This is a genomic window from Bradyrhizobium retamae (assembly GCF_001440415.1).
GTDB classification, from domain to species: Bacteria; Pseudomonadota; Alphaproteobacteria; order Rhizobiales; family Xanthobacteraceae; genus Bradyrhizobium; species Bradyrhizobium retamae.
In genome coordinates this window covers 1-16,628 of the sequence record NZ_LLYA01000212.1, presented here as the reverse complement: position 1 = coordinate 16,628, position 16,628 = coordinate 1, and the positions used below count along the sequence as shown (strand labels likewise).

The 16,628-nt window shown below is 58.0% G+C and carries 14 protein-coding genes and 6 pseudogenes; 9 read left to right on the top strand and 11 right to left on the bottom strand.

Annotated features, from left to right (window positions below; translation table 11 throughout):
* The first annotated feature begins 1,610 nt into the window (after nt 1-1,610).
* The gene (locus tag CQ13_RS36625; protein WP_057847624.1) at nt 1,611-1,799 is read left to right on the top strand and encodes a hypothetical protein; all 189 of its coding nucleotides are present in this window, start codon (nt 1,611-1,613) and stop codon (nt 1,797-1,799) included.
* 33 nt (nt 1,800-1,832) lie between these two features.
* On the opposite strand, the pseudogene CQ13_RS36620 reads toward CQ13_RS36625, so the two are convergent.
* Nucleotides 1,833-2,711: pseudogene (locus CQ13_RS36620) on the bottom strand (ABC transporter ATP-binding protein); the annotation flags it as partial.
* Nucleotides 2,712-2,859: 148 nt separating this feature from the next.
* Here CQ13_RS36620 and CQ13_RS36615 point away from each other — a divergent pair.
* A pseudogene (locus tag CQ13_RS36615) lies at nt 2,860-3,612 on the top strand (transposase); the annotation flags it as partial.
* A 1,077-nt stretch (nt 3,613-4,689) separates the two neighbouring features.
* On the opposite strand, the gene CQ13_RS36610 reads toward CQ13_RS36615, so the two are convergent.
* Nucleotides 4,690-4,881 (bottom strand): hypothetical protein, encoded by a 192-nt coding sequence (locus CQ13_RS36610; protein WP_156434132.1) that lies wholly within the window; start codon nt 4,879-4,881, stop codon nt 4,690-4,692.
* Nucleotides 4,874-5,110, bottom strand: a complete 237-nt coding sequence (locus CQ13_RS43960) for a hypothetical protein (protein ID WP_156434131.1) — start codon at nt 5,108-5,110, stop codon at nt 4,874-4,876. The genes CQ13_RS36610 and CQ13_RS43960 overlap by 8 nt, the downstream gene beginning before the upstream one ends.
* A 50-nt stretch (nt 5,111-5,160) precedes the next feature.
* On the opposite strand from CQ13_RS43960, the gene CQ13_RS36605 reads away from it, so the two are divergent.
* From CQ13_RS36605 to CQ13_RS36590, 4 genes are all read left to right on the top strand, one after another.
* Complete coding sequence (locus tag CQ13_RS36605) at nt 5,161-5,433, top strand: hypothetical protein (RefSeq protein ID WP_057847622.1); 273 nt, start codon at nt 5,161-5,163, stop codon at nt 5,431-5,433.
* A gap of 1,113 nt (nt 5,434-6,546) precedes the next feature.
* Nucleotides 6,547-7,476 (top strand): TauD/TfdA dioxygenase family protein, encoded by a 930-nt coding sequence (locus tag CQ13_RS36600; RefSeq protein WP_057847621.1) that lies wholly within the window; start codon nt 6,547-6,549, stop codon nt 7,474-7,476.
* A gap of 188 nt (nt 7,477-7,664) precedes the next feature.
* Nucleotides 7,665-7,859: a thioesterase, FlK family gene (locus CQ13_RS47465; protein ID WP_057847620.1), complete on the top strand. Its 195-nt coding sequence runs from the start codon at nt 7,665-7,667 to the stop codon at nt 7,857-7,859.
* Between the two features lie 93 nt (nt 7,860-7,952).
* On the top strand, nt 7,953-8,384 hold the full coding sequence (locus tag CQ13_RS36590; protein WP_057847619.1) for a hypothetical protein: 432 nt from the start codon (nt 7,953-7,955) through the stop codon (nt 8,382-8,384).
* 420 nt (nt 8,385-8,804) lie between these two features.
* Here the strand turns inward: CQ13_RS36590 and CQ13_RS46905 are convergent, their stop codons facing one another.
* Nucleotides 8,805-8,933 (bottom strand): hypothetical protein, encoded by a 129-nt coding sequence (locus tag CQ13_RS46905; RefSeq protein WP_347337088.1) that lies wholly within the window; start codon nt 8,931-8,933, stop codon nt 8,805-8,807.
* 486 nt (nt 8,934-9,419) lie between these two features.
* Between CQ13_RS46905 and CQ13_RS36585 the strand changes: the two are divergent.
* Nucleotides 9,420-10,040: pseudogene (locus CQ13_RS36585) on the top strand (IS5 family transposase); the annotation flags it as partial.
* Nucleotides 10,041-10,044: 4 nt separating this feature from the next.
* Here the strand turns inward: CQ13_RS36585 and CQ13_RS43940 are convergent.
* The 5 genes and pseudogenes from CQ13_RS43940 to CQ13_RS36565 form a co-directional block, all read right to left on the bottom strand.
* Nucleotides 10,045-10,199 (bottom strand): annotated as a pseudogene (locus CQ13_RS43940) (IS630 family transposase); the annotation flags it as partial.
* 69 nt (nt 10,200-10,268) lie between these two features.
* Nucleotides 10,269-10,491 (bottom strand): annotated as a pseudogene (locus CQ13_RS42175) (transposase); the annotation flags it as partial.
* A 49-nt stretch (nt 10,492-10,540) separates the two neighbouring features.
* Nucleotides 10,541-11,113, bottom strand: coding sequence for a GNAT family N-acetyltransferase (locus CQ13_RS36580; protein WP_082637873.1), 573 nt, complete (start codon nt 11,111-11,113; stop codon nt 10,541-10,543).
* Between the two features lie 1,597 nt (nt 11,114-12,710).
* Nucleotides 12,711-13,955, bottom strand: coding sequence for a type II toxin-antitoxin system HipA family toxin (locus CQ13_RS36570; RefSeq protein ID WP_057847617.1), 1,245 nt, complete (start codon nt 13,953-13,955; stop codon nt 12,711-12,713).
* Entirely contained in the window at nt 13,952-14,260 is a 309-nt protein-coding gene (locus tag CQ13_RS36565; RefSeq protein ID WP_057847616.1) for a helix-turn-helix domain-containing protein, read from the bottom strand. The genes CQ13_RS36570 and CQ13_RS36565 overlap by 4 nt, the downstream gene beginning before the upstream one ends.
* 96 nt (nt 14,261-14,356) lie before the next feature.
* Between CQ13_RS36565 and CQ13_RS43935 the strand changes: the two genes are divergently transcribed.
* Nucleotides 14,357-14,518 (top strand): hypothetical protein, encoded by a 162-nt coding sequence (locus CQ13_RS43935; protein ID WP_156434128.1) that lies wholly within the window; start codon nt 14,357-14,359, stop codon nt 14,516-14,518.
* Between the two features lie 130 nt (nt 14,519-14,648).
* On the opposite strand, the gene CQ13_RS36560 is transcribed toward CQ13_RS43935, so the two are convergent.
* Nucleotides 14,649-15,155 carry a hypothetical protein gene (locus tag CQ13_RS36560; protein WP_057847615.1) on the bottom strand — a complete coding sequence of 169 codons (507 nt, stop codon included), beginning with the start codon at nt 15,153-15,155 and terminating at the stop codon, nt 14,649-14,651.
* Between the two features lie 531 nt (nt 15,156-15,686).
* The gene (locus CQ13_RS36550) at nt 15,687-16,277 is read right to left on the bottom strand and encodes a hypothetical protein (protein ID WP_197427565.1); all 591 of its coding nucleotides are present in this window, start codon (nt 16,275-16,277) and stop codon (nt 15,687-15,689) included.
* Nucleotides 16,278-16,329: 52 nt separating this feature from the next.
* On the opposite strand from CQ13_RS36550, the pseudogene CQ13_RS46200 reads away from it, so the two are divergent.
* Nucleotides 16,330-16,557: pseudogene (locus CQ13_RS46200) on the top strand (IS630 family transposase); the annotation flags it as partial.
* Nucleotides 16,558-16,628 lie beyond the last annotated feature (71 nt).

Below are 16,628 nucleotides of genomic sequence, written 5' to 3'. Positions count from 1 at the left end.
GCCACTACCAACAAAGACGGTAGAACCTATTGGTGAGGCTTCAGGTCGTTGCCCAGCCCAATCGCCGAGTTCGCAACTCGACGAGGCCAACACACATGTGTCGCAATGTTCGTATTCCACCCCCATAGACGAAAACTCCTCGTGTGCCACGCGAGCCAGCACTTTCAATGGCCCCGCGATTGACTGCTCAACTCCGCAAAATCACGCGCAGTAGGATCTGCAACAACTAGCGACTTAAATGGTCGCAGGTGACATGCCCGAGCGCTTCGCCACCAAATCTGAGCACGAGCAGAGATGCGCGCCAGCGCGCAGCGGAGGAAAGCCGGAGCCGTGTTCGCGCTCTGGTTAACTCGTCGTGCAGCCTGGGTAGCCCGAAACGGCGCGCAAAACCGACTAGAGACCTCACTCAGAAAATCCATCACCACCACTTTGCGACCTGATATCCATTAGGGAAGTCCGGTCGATAGTCGCAGCAATACGAGCACGCCCCGTTTCGGAGCGGCAGCAAGCCACTTCGTTCTGCCGGACTGTTGAGCGTCAAAACGCTGCTGGACCTTCGCTCCGAGAATGCCACTCAAACGTGAGTGCGAACAGACCTAGCACTATTATGGCAAAGTCATTGCCGGGAATCGAAGCGACATCAGAATGTGAGAAACCTCGCAACAGCGCGCGTGCCACGGACTGCGGCAGCATCAGCATCGCACTGATCTGGATCAATCGAACAAGTTTCATCTGAACTCTTAGCCGAGGCGGCGAGATTGTGGTGTGACGCCCACCATCTTAGCAACTAGCGTGCCAAAGATGTCCTGCAAGATCTTCCTGACGAAAGAATGAGCTTCGCGCCTCGCTCGGGGAATACTGCCATCCAACTGTCGACAATGGGACATTGACGTCTTGAAGCGGACAGAGCTTAAGATGCCAAGACGGACCGTCAATGGCGACAAGACCTCTCGAAGTCGATTGTCCTCAAGAACATCGATGGCCTTGTTGCGCTTGTGCGCGATGCCGGCTCAGATCCGTTCTTATGTGTCGGACGAGATTATATGGCGGAGGCGCCCTAACGCCAGCCAGGTCCCGCCACGCCTGGATTCCTCCGCCACGTAATATTTCGTGCCTCTCGCGCGGACGCGGGATCCCCCTGCGCCGCAACGCCGGAGGGGCACAATGCTCAAGTTCTATTTTTCGTATCGCGGGCTGCTCAAGCGCCTTCGTAACGGGCGCTCGGCGCCGAGATGGATCGCATCGCGGGGTATTTTTTCTCGCTCGGTTACAAGCGAGCATCCGCTAAGCTTTATCTGAGCCGGATTGCGCGGTTCAGCCATTTTGCTGCAGCACATTGCGGTCATCTTGAATCATATTCGCCCCAAATCCGGAATCCCTTCCGATTCAATCAAGCCGTGAACCGCTCTAACCGCCGCTGGATGAAAGTTCGGTGGCAGGTCAGTTCAACAACCGACGGCTCCTGGGGCCCATCGGCAACATCCCAGAAGCCGAGCAACGCTACTACGCCATGCTGGAACAGTCGGCCATGGCAGCATTTAAACCAAATGGCCTCCGGCAAACCCGGGGCAGCTCGCTGAGGTCGCGCTCCCCCTTCCGGGAGGCGCCGCATGACCGCCTTCGCCGCATTCTTCGGCGAGAAGGTCGAGCGCTACATCGAGCTGCGCCGCTTCCTCGGCCACCGTGTTAGCGGCAGCGGGCCAGTTCAATCCGACTTCAATGAGGTCGCGCACGGCGTCCGTCACCGGCCCGTCGCCGCGCCTCACAAAACCGTCGAGAGTCCCCGCAAAAACGAGTGAATCACGCCTCATCCGACCCTTTCCGCATTGGCCTCAAACCAGCCCCTTCGCCACGCTCCAGCGCTGCCGCTCGAACAGACGGCGGTAGATGCCGCCGTCTAGACGGATCAGCGCGGCGTGGTCGCCCTCCTCGATGATGCGGCCGCGATCGAAGACGAGCAGCCGATCGAGCGCGCGCACCGTCGAGAGCCGGTGCGCGATGATCAGCGTGGTGCGCCCGACCATCAGCCGCTCCATCGCGTTCTGGATCAGCACTTCCGACTCCGAATCAAGGCTCGAGGTTGCCTCGTCCAGAATCAAGATCGGCGCGTCCGCAAGGAAGGCACGCGCGATCGCCACCCGCTGGCGCTGCCGCCGGAAAGCTTTACGCCACGCTCGCCGACCAGCGTACCGTAACCCTTCGGCAGGCGCGCGATGAATTCATGCGCGCTGGCGAGTTGTGCCGCCTCCTCAATCTCGGCCTGGCTGGCGCCGGGCTGGCCGTAGGCTATGTTCTCGGCTAGCGAGCGATGGAACAAGAGGCATTCCTGCTGCACAATCGCAATTTGAGAGCGCAGCGAAGCCTGCGTCACCTTCGAAATGTCCTGCTCATCGATCTGGATCCGACCGCCGTTCACGTCGTAAAGCCGCTGGATGAACTTCACAAAGGTGGTCTTGCCGGAGCCGGAGGGACCGACCAGACCGACCCGTTCGCCGGCCTTTATCGACACTGAGAAGTCCCTGTAGAGCGGCAATCCATCGTTGCCATAATGGAAATGGACGTTCTTAAAATCGATGCGGCCCTTCGTGATTTCGGATCTGCTTGGCCTCCGGACAATCCGCGATGTCGAGCGGCTGGCTCTGGATATAGACCAGCTCCTCCATATCATTCACTGAGCGCTGCACGTTGCGGACGTGCATGCCTACGTCGCGCGAAGCTTGGCGCCAACGAAGAAGACGCGCTGCTCCGGTTGCTACACCGCTGGCGCGAGGAGGCGGCAAACTTTGGGCACGCGATTACACGCATAGCGGTCGCCTTTGAACGCAGTCGCGATGGTTTTTGGCCGGCGAGCGTGATTCATTGGCTCCGACGAGATTCGGAGACGGTGCGTGCGCGCGGGGCCTCGACAATCGAACGGGCGAGTTGTTCAGCTACGTCGACCTGGAGTCGCGGGTGCGGCGCGATCATCCGCTGCGAGCGATCCGGAGGATGGTGAACGAGGCGCTGTCAGAGCTGGAGCGCGAGTTTGCCGCGCTCTATTCGCCGATTGGGCGGCCGTCGATCCCGCCGAAGAAGCTGCTGCGGGCGATGCTGTTGCAGGCGTTTTATTCGATCCGCTCGGAGCGGCTCCTGATGGAGCGGCTGGAATACGACCTGCTGTTCCGCTGGTTCGTCGGCATCGGCGTCGACGACGCAGCCTGGGACCATTCGGTATTCTCGAAGAACCGCGACCGGCTGCTGGAAGGCGACATCGGGCGGCGGTGCTGGCGCAGCCTATGGTGAAGAGGCTTCTACCGAGTGATCACTTCTCGGTCGATGGTACGCTGATCGAGGCCTGGGCCTCGATGAAGAGTGTCAAGCCGAAGGACGGCTCCGGCGAACCGCCGGCGCAAGGCGGCGGCCGCAATGCCGATGCGGACTTCCCACGGCCAGAAACGCTCGAACGACACCCATGCTTCGACTACCGATCCAGACGCTCTTGCAGAGGCCCGAACAGCACGCTCGCAGCGGCAGTCTCCGGCAGTCCTTACCAAGAGGGCTCCATTGGGCACGGGCTGATGGAGAACCGAGCGGGTGGCCGCGCTGCACATGATCGAGCCTCGTGCTGACCAAGCTCCTTCAAGGTCCGATTCCATCCTCATGGTAGGACCCGTCGAGCACGACAGTGCGGCACGTTCGGATTTTGGCACCCGGTACGTAATATATGCTGCAAGAAATCGACGAGTTCTTTGGAATAGGAATGCCCGCCATCGGTGATGACCCGCAATCTTTCGGTCATCACCCCGCGGTCATGCGTGCGAGGTTCCTCACGGTGATAAATGCCGGCGTCGGTCGTGCTGCGCCGTGATAGCCCCGCAAGATCACGGGTTCGACAGCCTCAGACAGCACACATCGTGGAAAGTACCAGGCTTTTCGCATACCGGGCTTGAGGCGTTTGAGCATCGGGACAGTTACGATGCAGCTATCGAGTTCAATGGCGGCCGGTGCCGATAGGACGATTTCGGAGCTCCTGTTGCCGCTGAGTGAAAAGGGCCGCACAACCGATCGATTTCGGAAGCGACCCAAGTGGCCGGCTCTAGCAAACCGCCGCCGCTCGGCGGCGTTCAGACACTTTACGGCCGCCCGGTAGTCCGCAGACGCTTAGCGCTTGCATTGTCTATCTCTCACCCTCCCCTGAAACAAAATAGCCGATGGTGTTTCAGCACGAGCTGTCTAAGAGATGAAATCCGAAGAGTACGTTGTGCGTGATATTCAATCTGCTCCCTTCAAGGTCTGTCTGGTTATGGCCGCCATCTATCAAGCCGCTCGCAACCAGCGAACTTTCTGCCGCACATCGCCGCGGCACCTTACTGGACCGCGCAGGAAAGTATGGGAGCTGTTACGCATTCTCGCCTTTCGGCGGATAGCCCCTTGCATTTTCTTCGCCGCTTCACCACGCTGGCAGGTGAAGTGCAGCGATGCCAAGTCTCGCGGCAGCCCAAGAGCTTGACTCTGATGTGCCGAAGCCGCGCGCTCCACTGTGCTTCGCCGAGATTGCTGCCAACCGGGCGGCCGACGGGGGGTGTAGATTCGCCCGGAGTCATCGGCCGCCAAGCGAGATCCGACATCTCGTTGCGGGCCTTACGCGGCTCCGTCGTGAGTTGAGGCAGATTGTCCGCAGGCAGCCCTGCCCCACGGCAAAGGAGCTTGCTATGCTTTATCGTAAAACCGCTTCAGCAGGACCACGCCTACACCTTTTTGAAGTTCCCCTATCTGCCGTAACGCTGCATCGCTTTTTGGGCCGCGCGGAAGCCGCCTTGCTGACGCTAGGATGCTGATTAGCAGTTGGAGCAGTTCCTCAATGGTGGCCGCGTCATCTCCCTTTTGAAGCCCGTCACTCATGCGAGCAGTCTCCTCCATCGCCTTCCAATCTTCTGGAAGCGGGACTTCTCGACAAAAAAGCATCGGTCGAGGGTTTAAAGCTGCCGGTACGGTGAGGCCGCAGACCGAAGAGTTGGAACAGGCGATGAACGGTGCTTTTGGCAACTTCCGTCTCTTTAGATGGGCGCACGCTCCAATGGATTGCGGCTTTGGGCTTGCGAGCAAGTGTCTTGCTGATCAGCTCGGCCACAGCCTCATCCTCAACCGTGCGGGGGTCCGCCGGTACGCGTCTCATCGTAGATGATCCTCGATGCGATTTGCGATAAAGCGATTGGGCCGTTTGCCGATCGTATGGGGCCGACCACCAAGCCGCGTCGCCAAGACGACGTTGCTCGGCTCGCGTTGGCAGGCCAGCACGATCTCTGTTCGCAGCGTCAGCGCCGCGGCAGCGAGCGCGACCGTGTTATGGCCGTGAGCTGCGTGTCTTCGTCGCTGGAAATCGTCAGCATCGCCTTCGCCCGTCCGGTGCGCATCGATATCTCCTTCATCGGGTACGCGGAACCGATGCAATAACCATGCTACGAACTTGCGGGACAGAACGCTAGCAGCGAGGCGGGTCACGGTTCTCTTCATCCATTGGCCGGGGAATGACCTGGGCAAACATCAACCGCGATGTTCTCGTGACGGGAACTTCGATCACTCGCGGAGAGCTGCAAACGATGCGCCGGCGGTATTGTCGACCAGCCCCCCGTAACTCGATCTGAATCTACGTGCATCGGGCGGTCGGCTATCGCCGGAGCAGCTCGGGAATGAAAGGTGCTACCACATCGAGATCGGGGATGCCGCGATGGTGCCGGATTTGGTGTGTGCCTTGCTTCACGAGAGAAAACACACGGCATAGCCGCCAGCATGCCTTTGGATCGACGCTGCAGGTTGTCAGATCTCCGACATCTCCGTCTTGAACCGGACGTGTCTGATGTTGAAAGATGGAAGGTCATCTGATGACTATCGCCTCTCGTGCTGATCCGAACGGACGCCTGACGATCATACGCCGCTGTGCCGTTGGCCCCGACCTACGCGCTCGACCTCACGTATCGTTAGGCGCTGCTTCTTCGCGCGCGCTGGCCATCGGGGCTAGCCGGCTTTCTGGTCGAATTATCGGCCCAATTTGGTGACCGTCGCGCCGGGTTTTCCCGATCCCTTTGGCGCTCTTGCCGCCAGGTAGTCGTTCGCAGCTCGTTTTCGCGGCTGGCACGGTGCTTGCTGGAGATCACTTGCTAAATGCGAGGTTTGCCTATGAAACCCGGTGACGTCACCTGCGCACCCAAGCGCTTCGTATCTTCTTGGAAGGACGAGATCGTATCCGCGATCGTAGAGAAGTTTCACCAAACCAATGATCGAAGGCAGTCTCGATGAGACTCTTCGAAGTTGAACCTGCCGGATCGTCGATCCTCAATCAAGCTAATGCTGCACCGAGGCAAGGGGCACCGGCGAGTTTCAGGCGTATCCCATCGAAAATGGTACGGATCAGCCGCGATCCGTGCGTGGCCGCTTTTGCCTCGCACGAACAGCGCACCAACGGGCCGATTGCCGCGGATTTGATGATTAGCAATCTAGCGTTCACCCAATCCGGGTCGCAGCTGAATGCGTTCGTTTGGTGAAGAAACCGCAAAGGCTGGAACATCCATGAGCGAAACGACCTTGATCGATAATGTCATTCCGCGTACCGATATCGTCAAACGCGCAGCGCGCATCGGCGCCGAAATCAGAAATACCAAGGTCTCGAGCGATTTGCCGGACCAGACGATCGCTGCACTCAACAGCTTGCTGCTCGACCACAAGGTGATCTTCTTCCGCGACCAAGGTCATCTCGATGACGCCGAGCAGGAGCGATTTGCTGCCCGTTTCGGGAAGCTGGTGCCGCATCCGATGCTCGGCGTTGCCAAGGGAACGGCATCGCTCCTCGAGCTTGACTCCGCGCGCGGCGGTGGCCGGGCCGATGTGTGGCACGCCGATGGGACCTTCGCCGATTCCTATCCCAAGATTTTGGTGCTGCGGGCCGTTGTGATCCCACTATTCGGCGGCGATACGGTCTGGTCGAACGCCGCGGCCGCTTATCTCGACCTGCCGCCACCGCTGCAACGGCTTGCAGACGAGCTCTGGGCCGTTCACAGCAACGTCTTCGACTATGCCGGAATGGCCCGAGTCCGCGAGGTCGATAAGAAGCATTTTGACGAGGTCTTCACCAGAACCAACTTCGAGACTGAGCATCCCGTGGTGCGTGTCCACCCCGAGACCGGAGAGCGGACGCTAGTGCTCGGCGCTTTGGTACAGCGTTTTCTTGGCATCCCCAAATATGACGGCCAAAAGCTGTTGGATATATTCCAGTCTCATATCACCGCGCCTGAAAACACCGTGCGCTGGAACTGGAGGGAGGGCGATGTCGCGATCTGGGATAACCGCGCCACACACCATTATGCGGTCAATGATTACGGCGACCAGCATCGCGTCGTTCGTCGCGCCACCATCGAGGGTGACGTGCCCGTCAGCATTGATGGCCGGTGCAGTGTAACGCGCGTAAGGTCACCAAGCAGCCGCCCAATGAAGACCGCCTAACGCGTTCGCAAATTCACGGAGCTCCTACCGTTATAGACTATGCTCCCGCGTTCGTTGCTTGTGCTAGTTGAGGTCAAACGGCCAGCGCGGGTCTGACGAAGATCTGGTTTTCGCGAGCCTCATCGAAAGCGCGGTCGGCGCTGCAGTAGACGTACAGCCCTTCGCCGCCACGGCCTGTAGGCCACGAGGTGTGCGCGACGGCCGAGGTAATCAACGTCGAGGGAAAACGAGTTGACTTCAAGGTGCCGGCAAGCGACGGGATAGAGGAGATCGGCAGCGGCACCTATCAACGGGTGGTGATCGATCTTCGTTCGTCCAACGAGTGCCTTAAAAATGAGGAGCTCCTAACGCAACGGTGGCCTGACATTGCGGCCAGCTTGTGATACAATGCATGCCGGACCTGCTCGTGAGGAAGCGGTAGCGCCTTGCGATGGGAAAAGGAGAATAATCGGGTGCGACCAGAAGGCGAGCATAGCGTGGCTTCTCACTGGCAGTATCAGGTTAGGTTCGATGTGAATGATTCCGCCACGGCGGAATCGGTAGGCCGAAAACTTCGTGTTCCGGCACTGGCACCGCTGTTCGATATCCTCGCCAAGCATCGCGCTGCGCCGAAATGCCAGTTCGATGCCTTTGCGGAGTATGTCGCCGCAGCAGAAGAGCACTGCGTCGAAAACTATCCGCTCTACCAGTGGACAAAGGCGACGATTGAGAATCCAGCGAAGAAGGAAAAGTATTTGAAATCCTTTGCACTCTACGTAGACGACCGGGAGATCTATGCCAAGGAGATTGCCGACGCGCTGGAGGTGGACTTGCAACCGCTCACTACTAGCGGGCTCATCACGCGAATATCGAAGTACGATACCAACCCTGCCAACAATCCTCAGCCGCGGCAGGGCCCCCGCGATTAGGGCTGGGAGCGAGCTGAACGCCGGCTATTGGCCCCAAGCCGAAGACCATCACTAAGGACGCGCGGTCCGCTTTCTGGGGGATTGTGTTGCAAAAGTCGATTTTCGCCTATGACCAAAATTCTGCGGGCCGTGGGCGCGACTTTCGTATACAAAATGTGAGGGACCTCACGGCCTCACGCAAAATTCACAGGCAACTTCAATACCACGATTGAGGTCATACGAATCAGCGATCGCTCGCTGCTTAGTGCTTTCGCGAAAAATCTTGAGCCCTGCAACTTTCGACTTTTGCAACACTATCTGGGGTGAATCGGACAGGGTTGGCGCTGGCCTTCGACCGATGCTTATGGGCCCAACTCGAACGTGTCAGCCTCGCGGGGCGGATCCCACGATTGTGATCAGAAGAGCGCTGGGTGTCGAACCTCAATCAGCCGCATAGAACGCTTCCCGAATGGGATTCGAGATCGCGCCGGAGCCAATAATCGCCGTCGTGGTCATGAACCGCTCGGTGACAAACGATTCCAGGCTGCTTCCCGTCACTTTCTCGATCACGGCCCTCAGCACGTCCGTCGTAAGCGAGTATTCCCAGCCTGTACCAGGCTGATAACAAGCGGAACGGAGGCGAGACGCTGCATTGCTTCGACGCAACGAAGGGGGGCGCCCAAAATGCCAGAATTGACAAATGGAGGCTCTGTCCAAACTTTCGACCGCTCCATCGCACAGAGAGGTCATTGCCGGCTACTGCAACGTCGGCAATTTCGGCAGCGCCGATCGGATGGACTACAGTAATCTTATCCACCAAGGTTCCGCCGCGTCGTGCTCGCGTTTGGGAGCTTGGCGATGAAGTGTTCGGCGTCATGCAGCGTTTGGGACTGCTCCTTAGCTGGAGGGTTAGCGGTTGCGCAGTACGACATCGCTCTCCCCCACTCGTCAGTGCAGAGGTTTACCTACTAGACGAGCAGGCTGCGGAAAAAAGTATCGCGGATCGGCTGCGATTGTGATTCCTTTGTCCTGTTGAATCGGGGCGGAGGACAGCCGATGCGCGGAGAAGATGAGGCGTCAGAGGGCCTTTTTTCGTACGTGAGCTGCTCGGCGCGGGTTCAAAGATTACCCGCTGCGGGCCATTAGGCGGCTTGTCGATGGGGCACGTGAGGCGCTCTCAGGCGATTTCGCGAAGCTTGGCCGGCCTTCGATTCCGCCAGAGAAGCTGTTGCGGGCGCTGCTTTTACAAGCGTTCTACTCGGTGCGCTCAGAGCGCCAGTTGATGGAGCAACTCGATTACAATCTTTTGTTTCGTTGGTTCGTCGGGCTGTCGATGGACGCGCCGATCTGGGACGTGACGGTATTTACCAAGAACCGGGAGCGGCTTCTGGAAGGGGATGTGGCGGCGAAGTTCTTCGGCGCGGTGTTGGACCAGGCTGAGGTGAAGCAGCTCCTGTCGAACGATCACTTCTCGGTCGATGGCACGCTTATCGAGGCGTGGGCATCAATGAAGAGCGGGCAAGGACGGCAAGACAAGCCGCCGGATCCAGGCCGCAATGGCGAGCGCGGCTTCCACAAGGAGAAGCGCTCCAACGAGACGCATGGATCAACCACCGACCGGACGCCAGGCTCTATCGCAAAGGTGATGGCCAAGGCGCCAAGCTCTCCTTCATGGGGCAATTGGCAAGCCGTCCGCACATCGCAGGATCGCGCGGCACCGGTCAGATAGCGGCCGCGCAACACGGTGACGACGGACTTGTCTCTCCAAGTACTCCGCTCCTGCGCACTCAGCACCAACGGCTCGATCGGCCGGCCTCTCACAGCTGCATTCGCCACAAGCGCTCTCCTCTACAGAGAGATTCGAGCTATCATTATAATGTGACGAACTTGCGTTCCAGATGACTAGAAGGGTTGCAGCACCACCGCTCGAAGCAGCTTCTCTGGTGCGATCGATGGCCGCCCGAAGTCCACGTAAAGCGCCGTGAAAGCCTTCGACACTCAACGCCGCGTTTGCTATTATCCGGATCGTTCGCAGCGGATGATCACCGCGGAGGCGGGCTTCCAAATCCACATAGCTGAATAGCGATCCATACTGCTCGTCAGCAGCGGCGCATCTCCATTTCCCGATTCAATCACTCCAGAGAATTATGCCAAACGCCTGCCCGCTGGTGACTTCTTCAACAAGCTGTTAGTTTAGAGCTATCGCGACGTTCGAGAAACGGCCCGCTCGCAAGCCTTCCCGTCCGGACGCCCTGGGAGACTGGCCAGCGTTCGGCGAAAATGCTCTGGCCAAGGCGGTGCAACGGCAACTTGAGGCGTGGGCCGATCTCTGCAAAACCGGCCTTCAAGTAGAAGGCCAAGCTGCGGTTGCGGCTCCACGTCGGCTGCCTCGGCGCCCCCAGTTCAAGCTGACTCCAGCCTTTTACCGTCCCCAGGCTCACGGCAGCCTCAATGAGGCGCATCGCGACCCCAGACGATCGCTGGTCCGGCACCACGTAGAGTTCGGTAATGATGCCGTAGGTTCCGCGCGCAAAAAGGGCCGCGCTTTCCGACAACATGATGATGCCTACAGGACGAGCCTCCGCGAAAGCCAGAAACCCATAGACGCGCTCTTTTACGAGGAGGTCGACAGCAAGCTGGGTATCTAGTCCGGCCTGCACTTGGCCGCCCTCAAGTTCGGCAAGTAGGGCAGCAACCATGTGGGTTACCGTTGTGACGTCATCGACAGACACTTCACGCGTGGTCACCATGTCACATCCTCGTCCAAGCTCAAGCAACATACCAGCTAGTTCAGTAGCGGCGCCGGAGGCTGCTGCAGCACCCAGCCCGAAGCAGATACACCCTGTGGTTGAAATTAATATGACGTCTTAGTTCACAATGAGGTGATAAGATGTTCGTGTCGCTCCTGGCCAAAAATATCACAGAAAATCGAAAATAACTTGTCGACAACATCGTCATGGTCGTCTGGAGCGCTCTCTTCTTCTTTGGACCTGCGTGTCGCCCCCACATCGGGGCCCTCGTGTTCGTGCTGGGAGCGTTGGAGCCCGGCTGACCGTTTGCGAGCAGCCCCGCGCATGTCGATCTATTTTCCCCCTTCGTAGAACAGCTCGAGCGGCTGGCCGACCAGCGGCATCCGGGCAGCGTCAACAAAAGGACGCACACAAGTTATCAACAAGCTCTGCGCGTAACGAAATCACGATGCCGAAGATGTTGTTGCGCATCATGAGCTCCCTGACCGGCATCATTGCCCGATTATCAATCCTCTCAAAGAATTTTCGAATGCGCGAGTCTAAGACGAACTATTTTTCGTTGAGAGGAGATACTCAATTTTTCTTAATTTCGCAGCCGACGCATTGTTTGTTGCCGTGCGGTGACGAACAGCGTGCACGAACTCGTTACCTAACGAATTCGTACAATTCTGCTCCCTGCGTGCGCGATTGCAAGCGAGCGGCTCTCCTGTTCCTCCAACGACAATTGTCTCCATTCTGTCGAAGCGATTTGCGGCCACCTATCGCATGGTCGCTGAAAGCCCTCTCAAATCGTCGCCAGTCCGCGCTTCGCGGCATCATCTATCGTCCACTTGAATCACTTGCGTTTGCGACTTCGTCCGTTTGTTGAAATATTCTTCTAACGCCCGCCGACATCCACAACACGCGCGTCCTGTTGTGCTCAGTCGCCTCGCGAATAATAGAGACATCGCGTTCCGAAATATTATGAATAGACAGCATCGAACAAAAAATATCTCGGTTCGCGCGGGAGCAAGGTCTTCGGCCGTCCTCTGGCGGCCAAATGGTGCAGAAATTCAGCGATTTCCGCCCCTATTGCGCAGGATCAATTAGCCGTAGCCCGAGCGATGCCAATTGATCGGGACGGACTGATGCAGCAGGTTTGCGGAAATGCTTGCAGACGCGCATTTGGGGAGGCTCGCATCTGTTCATCATCTCATGCTCTGTCGCAACCATCGATACTGTGGTCGTCGGGCGGTCAGCCTAGAGTCCACTGGTGGCCCTTTTCCAGACCTCACGCGATGTCCGGGCTGGAGCCCGGAATATGTATGATTGTGTTGAAAAAGTCCCTTTTCGCTGATGACTGAAAATTCTCAGGACCGCTGGTGCGTCTATCTCGCTGTGAGATGACCACATCAATTACCCAAAAACGATCGCTGGCGCTCGTATCGATTCTGCAAAGCCTTGCAGCGGCTGAAATTGCCAATGCGCGACACTTGCGAGATTTTCGGAGCCCCGCGATTTTCGAGTTTCTCAACACAATCCGTATCAAAGCGGAACTCTGCGGACCACTCTGGATTTATAGGTTCACGTCCCTGACCCTGCATCGTCGGCTTGGGATCTACGGATCGAGAACGTTTGCCATTTCTTCGATATGGGCATCGATCCGGCTGAGGACCTGGGCAGGCACAACATCGCGTTCTGGAAGAACCGACCACTTGTCGCGCACGGTCGCCGCCGTCTCGGCTACGGCTGTCATCACTGCCCCTTCCGGAAGACGACTACGATTTGCGAAATTGCGCCAGCGCTCTGGAGTAAGCGCCTTGAACGACTTTTCGCCGGCGAGGCTGAGGGCGAGGCCGTCTTTAGGGATATAGGGAATTGTTGAAAGCACGTCGTAGACAGGCGACAGCGTTGGTGTCAGTCCGTCTCCGGGATACAGCAACGACCAATTCTTGAGATGCATATCACCGTTCCCGGTGACCGCGGTAAGTGCAAGGCGCCGAACAAATTCGATGGCTGAATCAAAGGAGACGCCGCTGTTCAGCGCTGCCGCGATATTATGATAGGCTGCGCCAGTGTATTTCTCCGACGGATAGCGGCCAAAGACCTGTGCGAAGTCTTCCATATGGACGCGGGCCCCGTCCGCGCCGCGGTCGAAGCGGCGGACAAGCAGCACCTTGCCCGTGGACATGGTGTTGAACTCTTCCGGAATGCCGGCGAACTCCTTCTTGTCGACGAGTTCGCGTGCCGGCACTTCCATCCCCAGCGCTTCCGCCAGGGCTAGAATCGCGAATTCGTTTTCCGATAGTCCGATGTGCGTGAGGGAGGGAAATTTCGCGATATATTGCCCTTGCTCGTCGTCTACGGCGAGTGTGATCCCACCTTCCTTTCCTGTGTTTTTCATAACGGAAAGCTTCATCTGCACACCGGCAAGCGAAAATCGCAGCTTTTTATTGCCCTTCACTTCTGGACCAGTTGGAATGGGGATACCGTCACTCGGCAAAGTGCGTACCGCTCCTGGCAGGTTGGTCCCGAGCGCAGCCAAAAGATCGAAGTCGTTTCCTTTTCTTACTGACGCCGCGTGGTGCTTTTCCATCGCCTCGCGCAGTTTCTCTTCGGGCAGCAGGTTGGCAAAGAACGGTGGCAGCGCGCCGCGTATGGGTTTGGGATCCCGGCGAAGGCTGCCGTCCGCTGAGCGAAGCGACAGGCTGAAGATTGGCGGGTTGTTTAAGTTCCGGTAAGCGGGCAAAAGGTTGAACGCATTGTAGTCGCCCGGCGTCCGCACGAGCGTGCCGACTGGAAGATCGTTCAACGAGATATCGAGCGACTGGATGCGCTCCGCCGCGAGGACGGTCGGACTCATGCGCCTTCCTCCTCTTCGACGTCTGACGTGAATGCGGGGCGATCATCATCGTCGGCGCCGGGCTGCAGCATCGACTGAATAGCGGGCACCATCGCCTGCGGGATCAACATTATTTCCATGCCAAGGGCGCGGGCGATGTTGACGAGCGTCGTTGCACGGGCGGCAGCGGCACCGGTTTCAATGTCCCGATAGCGGGGTCTGCTGATGTTCGCCCGAAGGGCGATTTGCTCCTGGGACAAGCCAGCGGCCATGCGCGCCTTTCTAAAGTGCATGCCAAGATCCTTGAGGAAGGGGTCTGGGGCCATTGATATGTTCCCGGATCATTTTGTTGGGTGGATGATACGTAAACAGGTCATTCCGAGCTGTCAAGGTGAAACGTAAACGAATCTTTCGGATGGGAAATGATCCGTAACCGTGTCTATCTAACATTGGCTTGGGACGGCCAATTCCCGCAGGTGCTGGCGCTCGGAAGGCGGGTGAAACGAGCCGGCCTCGGTCAATGGCCCGACCTGCCATACTCGCCGCATGCTGCTGCCGCTGATGATCCGGCCCTGCAGGACTAGAAACCTACAGGGAATACCATCATACGGTCATGGAATTCCGGTGCCCTGAGGTCGCGCTGTCATCGCCTGACCCGGGCCTCCGCGGGAAGGACCTTGAGGGTGCCACGACCACTTCGGCTAATCGCACAGCTCACTTGCCCCGCGCCCGGTCGATCTGCTGTTGCACCCAGCCATCAAATTCAGAAAGCGCTTCGGTAATAGCGACATCCAAATAATCCATCTGCCGGCCGAGATCATCATGCGCCGCAGCTGCGCGCAGCCAATTCGTCTCCTTTCCGATAAGATTCGCCTTCTGCCGCCACTTAACAATGGGCACAGTCGAGTACCGTCGCTTCCACGTCGCCATGAGACGCGTTTTATGGCCCTGCATGAACGGCGCGTCCCATGGAATCCAAATGTTCTCGCCACTCTTTCTCCGAAGCGCGGAATTGTGATCGTATGCAAATTGGAGATTTTCCAGCGTCGCAGCCGGCGGTGCTCTCCCATCGAGACCCCGACTGAGGTAATTGAAGTGCTTTTCGATGCGTCCGATCCGCTGCATCAGGTCGGTCTTGAGCGACGTTCCCAACGAGACCGCACTGCGAGGCAGCGCCGCAAGTAGCGCAGCAGCTATCGGCTCCCGATGACGGAAAGCCATCGATCCTGGTCCACCACCCTCCGGAATGTATCTTCTGACACGCTCGCTGAGCTTGAAATCAGGCCCCCCACCCTATCGACCCTGGTCCCATCTTCGGAAGGAACGCGCACGCGAGTTGAAAGTATTGTTGAGCAATCGGCCGCGAAATTTCCTCGTGGCGCAATCCGACATGATACAGTTCACTACGGCAGCCATGCGCTATCGCAATGAAGCGTCTTTCATCCTCCGTGATTGCATCGACATGCCTCATTACGGCCAGCTTCTGCTCCAAGTAATCACCCGTCGCCTCGCGACGCATCTTGGGACTAGGCGGAGTCCTATCCTTTCGGTGCCGTGGGCAGCGTATTGTTCGCACGATCGGTGAATGAGCAATTCCGTGGCGTTATCGATCAGGATCAGCGCCAAGCGGCTGTAAATCGGCTGATCGACGGCAATCTCCGCAACCGCCATGTCCAACTATTCGATGATAGTCGAAAAGAATTTCACAGGCTCTTGCCCCTCGTATCCATTGGCGCCGTGCGATAGGCGACACTACCGCTTTCCAAAACGACGCCTCAAAAGTACGAGACATTGCTGCATCGTTTGCTCGTCCTTGATGTAGACGCTTGGCGAGGCCAGTCCGGGCAGGTCCGGATCGCTGACTGTCATACAGAGACAAAGCTTGTCGGGGCGTGAAAACAGCTTGGACGCTTCCCGCTCCAACTCATCGACCCATTTCGCCTTCTTCGCCAACTCCGCCGCTAAATTGTGCAGCAGGCGTGTCGCGTTTTCGAGAAGTCCGGCGGATTGTGCTGCGGCTTCGCGCGGTGTCATCCCGATGAGGCTTGAGTGCGGCGTCTCTATCCAATTCGAATGTGCATCGCCGATCAGTGCGTTTGACAGGGGCGTGATCGTGTTCAACCGCTCCAAACGCTTCAGCCGTTCGGCTTCATCTGCTTCAACATTGCGCTGCGCGGCTCGTGCTTCGTGAGTGGCACGCATTGCCTGAATCGCACCGCGGACCGGCAAGCCAAGATCTTCGGTTTCCTCCTCGCATTGATCTTTGAGAACCGCACGCGTGGTCGCGAGGGCTTTTTTCAACGTTCGCCACCCGGCAGCCCCCTCTATGGCGATTTGCTTCAAGGATCGCTCGCCATCCGAACTGTGCTCCGTCCGATAAGACGTCGAAGCCCTGTCATGGATCAATCAGGTCGAGCGCTGGTTCGCTGAACTCACCAGAAAGCAGATCCAGCGAGGTGTCCACACCTCCGTCAGGCAGCTCGAGGCCGACATCCGTACCTTCATCGACCAGCACAACAAATATCAGAAGCCCTTCAAATGGTCCAAGTCGGCGTACCAGATTTTGGCTTCCGTCAAACGCTTCTGCCACAAAGCCCAGGAGACTTTATGTGGCGAACTTTAGAGTCACGTGACTAGCACTTATATGAGGGCTTGGTGTGTCAAGAAGTTTTTCGCGATCAACATTTCTTCCCT

Coding starts and splice junctions, on each gene's coding strand:
- CQ13_RS36610 (WP_156434132.1), bottom strand. CDS start 4,881: ATGAGTGACGGGCTTCAAAAGGGAGATGACGCGGCCACCATTGAGGAA.
- CQ13_RS36560 (WP_057847615.1), bottom strand. CDS start 15,155: ATGGCTTTCCGTCATCGGGAGCCGATAGCTGCTGCGCTACTTGCGGCG.
- CQ13_RS36565 (WP_057847616.1), bottom strand. CDS start 14,260: ATGGCCCCAGACCCCTTCCTCAAGGATCTTGGCATGCACTTTAGAAAG.
- CQ13_RS36580 (WP_082637873.1), bottom strand. CDS start 11,113: ATGGTGACCACGCGTGAAGTGTCTGTCGATGACGTCACAACGGTAACC.
- CQ13_RS36625 (WP_057847624.1), top strand. CDS start 1,611: ATGACCGCCTTCGCCGCATTCTTCGGCGAGAAGGTCGAGCGCTACATC.
- CQ13_RS36570 (WP_057847617.1), bottom strand. CDS start 13,955: ATGAGTCCGACCGTCCTCGCGGCGGAGCGCATCCAGTCGCTCGATATC.
- CQ13_RS43935 (WP_156434128.1), top strand. CDS start 14,357: ATGATCCGTAACCGTGTCTATCTAACATTGGCTTGGGACGGCCAATTC.
- CQ13_RS36600 (WP_057847621.1), top strand. CDS start 6,547: ATGAGCGAAACGACCTTGATCGATAATGTCATTCCGCGTACCGATATC.
- CQ13_RS36605 (WP_057847622.1), top strand. CDS start 5,161: ATGATCCTCGATGCGATTTGCGATAAAGCGATTGGGCCGTTTGCCGAT.